Here is a 5182-nt window from a genome sequence, read left to right on the forward strand (position 1 = left end):
CCCACCCCTCAAGGCGGCTACGGCTTCCCCCAACCCCCGGCACAGCCGGGCCAGCCAGGGCACCCCGGCCAACCGCACCCCTCAGCCGCGGGCCAGCCCCACCACCCCGGCCGGCCCGGCCCGGCAGGTGCCCCAGGTCACCCCGGCGCCGCAGGCACCCCAGGTCAGCCGGGCACCGCAGCCCACCCGGGCCAACCGGCCATGCCGGGGCAGCCCGGCCCGGCAGGCGCCCCCAGCGGCGCCCCGGGCCACCCCGGCCCCCACCCCTCCGCCCCCATCGACCCCCGCACCGGCGCCGCCTGGCCGCAGCCCATCCAGCACGACCAGCGGCAGCCCACCAACCCCGGTGTCGCGCCGCTCGGTTACACGGCGGCCGTGGAGCTGTCGTCCGACCGGCTGCTCAACAGCAAGAAGCAGAAGGCGAAGAGCAGTCGTCCGTCGTCCGGGGGCGGGCTGTTCAAGCTCGGTGGGAAGAAGGAGGAAGCCGAGCGGCAGCGGAAGCTGGAGCTGATCAGGACCCCGGTGCTGTCCTGCTACCGCATCGCGGTCATCAGCCTCAAGGGCGGCGTCGGCAAGACCACGACCACCACGGCCCTCGGCTCGACGCTCGCGTCCGAACGGCAGGACAAGATCCTCGCGATCGACGCCAACCCGGACGCGGGCACGCTCGGGCGCCGCGTCCGCCGCGAGACCGGCGCCACCATCCGTGACCTGGTCCAGGCGATCCCGTACCTCAACTCGTACATGGACATCCGGCGGTTCACCTCCCAGGCCCCCTCCGGTCTGGAGATCATCGCCAACGATGTCGACCCGGCCGTCTCGACGACCTTCAACGACGAGGACTACCGGCGCGCGATCGACGTGCTCGGCAAGCAGTACCCGATCATCCTCACCGACTCGGGCACGGGCCTGCTCTACAGCGCGATGCGCGGGGTGCTCGACCTCGCCGACCAGCTCATCATCATCTCGACGCCGTCCGTGGACGGTGCGAGCAGCGCCAGTACGACGCTGGACTGGCTCTCCGCGCACGGATACCAGGACCTGGTGGCACGTTCCATCACGGTCATCTCCGGTGTGCGGGAGACCGGCAAGATGATCAAGGTGGAGGACATCGTCGCGCACTTCGAGACCCGCTGCCGTGGTGTCGTGGTCGTACCGTTCGACGAACACCTCGCCGCCGGTGCCGAGTTGGACCTCGACATGATGCGGCCGAAGGTGCGGGAGGCGTACTTCACGCTCGCCGCCATGGTCGCCGAGGACATCGCCCGGCATCAGCAGTCGCACGGTCTGTGGACGTCGGACGGCAACCCGCCGCCGGTCGCCGCCCCGCCTATGCCCGGCCAGCCCATCCCGGGCCAGCCCTACCCCCCGCAGCAGGGCCAGCCGTACCCCGGTCAGCCGTACCCGGGCCAGCCCCAGCCGCCGTACGGCCACCCCGGCCAACCGGCCCCGGGACAGCCCGCGCCGGGCCAGCCGATCCCCGGTCAGCCCGCTCCGGGCCAGCCGTATCCGCCCCAGCAGGGCCAGCCCTACCCGCCGTACCCGCCCCAGGGTCAGGGCCAGACCCCGCCCCCTCCGCAGCAGTAACCGACGACAAAGGGCCCGCACCGTTCACGGAGAACGGCGCGGGCCCTCGTCACGCTCACGCACGACCTACAACGGTCCGCAGCGACCCACTACTGCCCACGACTGCCTACAACTGCCGACGACAAGCAGGCCCTACGCCGACTCCCCCTCATACGCCGCGATCAGCTCCCGGCACCGCTTCACGTCCTCCCCGATCGCCACGAGCAACGCGTCCAGCGATTCGAACTTCGCCTGCCCCCGCACGAACGCGAGGAAGTCGACGGCTACATGGAGGCCGTAGAGATCCAGCCCGACGCGGTCGATGGCATACGCCTCGACCGTGCGCTCGGTGCCGTCGAACTGCGGATTGGTACCGACGGAGATCGCGGCAGGCATGGCCTCGCCCTCGACGTGCAGCCAGCCGGCGTAGACGCCGTCGGCGGGGATCGCGGTGTGCGGAAGCGTCTCGACGTTGGCCGTGGGGAAGCCCAACTCCCGTCCGCGCTGGGCGCCACGTACGACGACGCCCTCGACGCGGTGCGGGCGGCCGAGGATCTCGCGGGCACCCTCGACATCGCCCTCGCCGACCAGTTGCCGGGTCAGGGTCGAGGAGAAGGGCCGGCCGCCGCCCGCCGCACCGCTGACGAACAGGTCCACGATCTCGACCTCGAAGTCGTATGTCTTGCCCTGTTCGGCCAGGAACGCCACGTCGCCGGCGGCCTTGTGGCCGAAGCGGAAGTTGGGGCCCTCCACGACGGCCTTGGCGTGCAGCTTGTCCACGAGGACCTTGACGACGAAATCGGCGGGCGAAAGCCGCGAGAACTCCGTCGTGAACGGCAGGACCAACACCGCGTCCACGCCCAGCTCGCCCATCAGTTCGGCGCGGCGGTGGTGCGGGGCGAGCAGCGGGGGGTGGCTGCCGGGGCGGACGACCTCGCTGGGGTGTGGTTCGAAGGTGACGACGACGGACGGGATGCCCAGCTCGCGGGCGCGGTCCACGGCATGCCGGATGATCAGCTGGTGCCCGCGGTGGACCCCGTCGTAGGAACCGATGGTGACGACGCTGCGCCCCCAGTCCTCGGGGATGTCCTCCAAGCCACGCCAGCGTTGCACTGTGACCGCTCCTCGAACCCGTGTCCGTATTTACGCCTTACCCTTGCGCAGGTCTAAGGGTGCCATGACCGATGGCTTCGACCCGCATCGGCATCCGGGCTGTGACCTGGAGCACGAAACTCACGCCCCGCATCGGCCCCTCCGCCCCCTCCGCCCCCGCCCTCTCGTCGCCGCCTCAGGCGGGCACTCGCACCCCCGACACCCCCGCCAGGTTCTCGATCATCCGCCGGGTGCTCGGCCCGACCATCGCCGCCCACTCCTGCGGCGTACCGCTCAGCCATCCCGCGACCAGCCCCGCGAAGCCCGGGACATGGCGGGCCAGCTCGGTGAGCGCCCGGTCGAAACGGGTCGCCCCCTCGGGCGTACGCACGAGAAGCATCCCGATCCGGTGCACCAGCAGCCGGGTGTCCGCGATGGCTTCGGTGTCCGCGGACACCCCGCGCACCGCGACCGCCCGCAGTAACGCGTCCAGGACGGACGGGTCCCGTTCCGTGGCCAGCAACCGGTCGAGCAGTTCGCGCCGCAGCGCACCGGACGCGGGCGTACCGGGCTCGGCGAACACCACCGCGAGCGCCGCCCGCACCTGCTCGGGCCCGTCGTCGATGAGCCCGCTGACCAGCGAAAACAGTATGGCACGGGGGCCGGGCCCATGTTCCAGCCGACGGTCGACGTACGCGGCGACATGGCCGGCCACCTCGGGCCGCAGCTCCACGACCTCCCGGACGAGGGTGGTGACGCGGCGGGCGAGGGCGGGGGTCGTGACCTCGGCGAGGGTCCGCAGGGCCGCACCGTCGGCGCCCGGCGTGCGCAGACGGGTGCGGAAGGCGTCGAGCACCGGGTCCGGATGGGTGTCGAGGGCGGCCACCAGCGCGCTCGCGGGCAGCTGGGGGTCACCGGCCGCGAACCGCTCCAGCGCCTGCGGCAGATACCGGGTCCGGGTCTGCGGGTCGCGTACGAGCAGGGCGAGCGCGCCGGAGTGCAGGGTGACGTCGGCGGGGCGGGCCAGCAACTCGACGGCGGCGGAGCGGAGCAGCTCGCGGTCGGCGTCCGTACGCACGTGCGGGGCGGTCCGCAGCCCGTACGCGAGCGCCGCCACACGCCGCGCCGGACGCTCGTCGTGCGCCCACCGGTCGACGGCCCGGCACACCGCCGACGGCTCCTCCTCCGCCAGTACGGCGAGCAGTTCGTCCCCGCGCCGGTGCGCGCTGTCGACCAGCGCCTCGGTGAGGTCGTGCAGTGCGCCCCGCCGATGCGTGTGCAGCAGCGCCTGCGCGGCCGTCGCCACGGTGGCGTCCGGGGTCGCGACCAGCGGGGTGTCGTCGTGGAACCAGCGGGTCAGCTGCGGCTGTACGGCGGTGGGGTCGGCGACGAGGAGGCGTGAGACCACGTCGAGGTAGCGGGGGCCCTCGCCGGTGGGCGGGTCGGCGACGACGAGCCGTCGCAGCAGGTCGAACCGTTCCGCCTCGGGCAGCTGCAGCGCCGCCCAGAAGTCCGGCCCGAACTCCCCCGGTACGGCCCGGCCCTGGGCCCGCCAGGCGCCGATCCGCTCGGTCAGGAACCGCAGCACCCTGCTGTACGGCGTCGCGTCGGGCACCCTCGGCAGGACCTCGGCGAGGAGGCGGGTGGCCCACCGGATCGGGTCGTCGTCGGGTGCCGTGTCGCCCGGTGGCAGCAGTGCGTCCAGGGCGTCGAGCAGTTCCTCCAGGCGCCCGGTGAGTTCGGCGGGGCCCTGTTGGCGGCCGAGGCGGAGCAGCGCGTGGACGACGGGGCCGATGCGGTGGCGGGGCACGGGGAGGTCGCGGGTGGCCCGGCGGGCCTGGCGCCGGACGCGGGCCTCGGACGGCATCACGCCCCAGCCCCGGCCGGACTCCGTCTGTGCGACCCAGCCCCGGTGCACCAGGGCGTGCAGGGCCGCGTCGAGGTCCAGATGGGCGCCCTGGATCCAGTCGGCCAGCTCCTCGTGGGCGAAGCGGTAGCCGTCACCGGCGGGGACCAGCAGCCCCTCGGTGAGCACGGCGGAGGCCCAGCCGGTGGTCCCGCCGAGCCGCCCTTCGGGCACCGGCCCCCAGGGGAACACCGCTTCGAACGCCGCCCGGTCCAGCTCCCCCTGCCCGGGCCCGAGACAGCGCCGGGCCGCCTCGTGCACCTGCCCGGAGACCTGCGCCGCGAGCCGCCGTACGGCCGTGCCCCGCATCCCGTTGGCAGCGGCGAGCCGTACGGCGACGCGCAGGCACATCAGGTCGAGGTAGGCACCGAGCACCTCGTCCCGGTCGGGGCGTCCCGGGGCGCCGCCCAGAGGCGCCGCCGCGCCCGCGCCACCCGAGGACGGCTTCACGCCCCCGCCCGAGGACGCCGCCGCACTTCCGCCACCCGGCGGCACCGTCGCGCCCCCACCGCCCGAGAAGGCCGCCGCTCTACGCCCACCCGAGGACGCCGCACTACCACCACCCGGCGGCACCATCGCGCCCCCACCACCCGGGGGCACCGTCGCACTCCTTCCGGG

General features: G+C 73.7%; 2 protein-coding genes and 1 pseudogene. 1 reads left to right on the forward strand and 2 read right to left on the reverse strand.

What is annotated here, in order from left to right; translation table 11 throughout:
- The coding region (locus STRIP9103_RS05140) for an AAA family ATPase (protein WP_048819724.1) at positions 1-1587 on the forward strand (1587 nt) is incomplete at its 5' end.
- A gap of 132 nt (positions 1588-1719) precedes the next feature.
- Here STRIP9103_RS05140 and STRIP9103_RS05145 read toward each other — a convergent pair.
- Entirely contained in the window at positions 1720-2679 is a 960-nt protein-coding gene (locus STRIP9103_RS05145) for a bifunctional riboflavin kinase/FAD synthetase (RefSeq protein ID WP_009299491.1), read from the reverse strand.
- Positions 2680-2854: 175 nt separating this feature from the next.
- Positions 2855-5182 (reverse strand): annotated as a pseudogene (locus STRIP9103_RS05150) (serine protease); the annotation flags it as partial.

Origin of the sequence: Streptomyces ipomoeae 91-03 (genome assembly GCF_000317595.1) — a bacterium.
Taxonomy (GTDB): Bacteria; Actinomycetota; Actinomycetes; order Streptomycetales; family Streptomycetaceae; genus Streptomyces; species Streptomyces ipomoeae.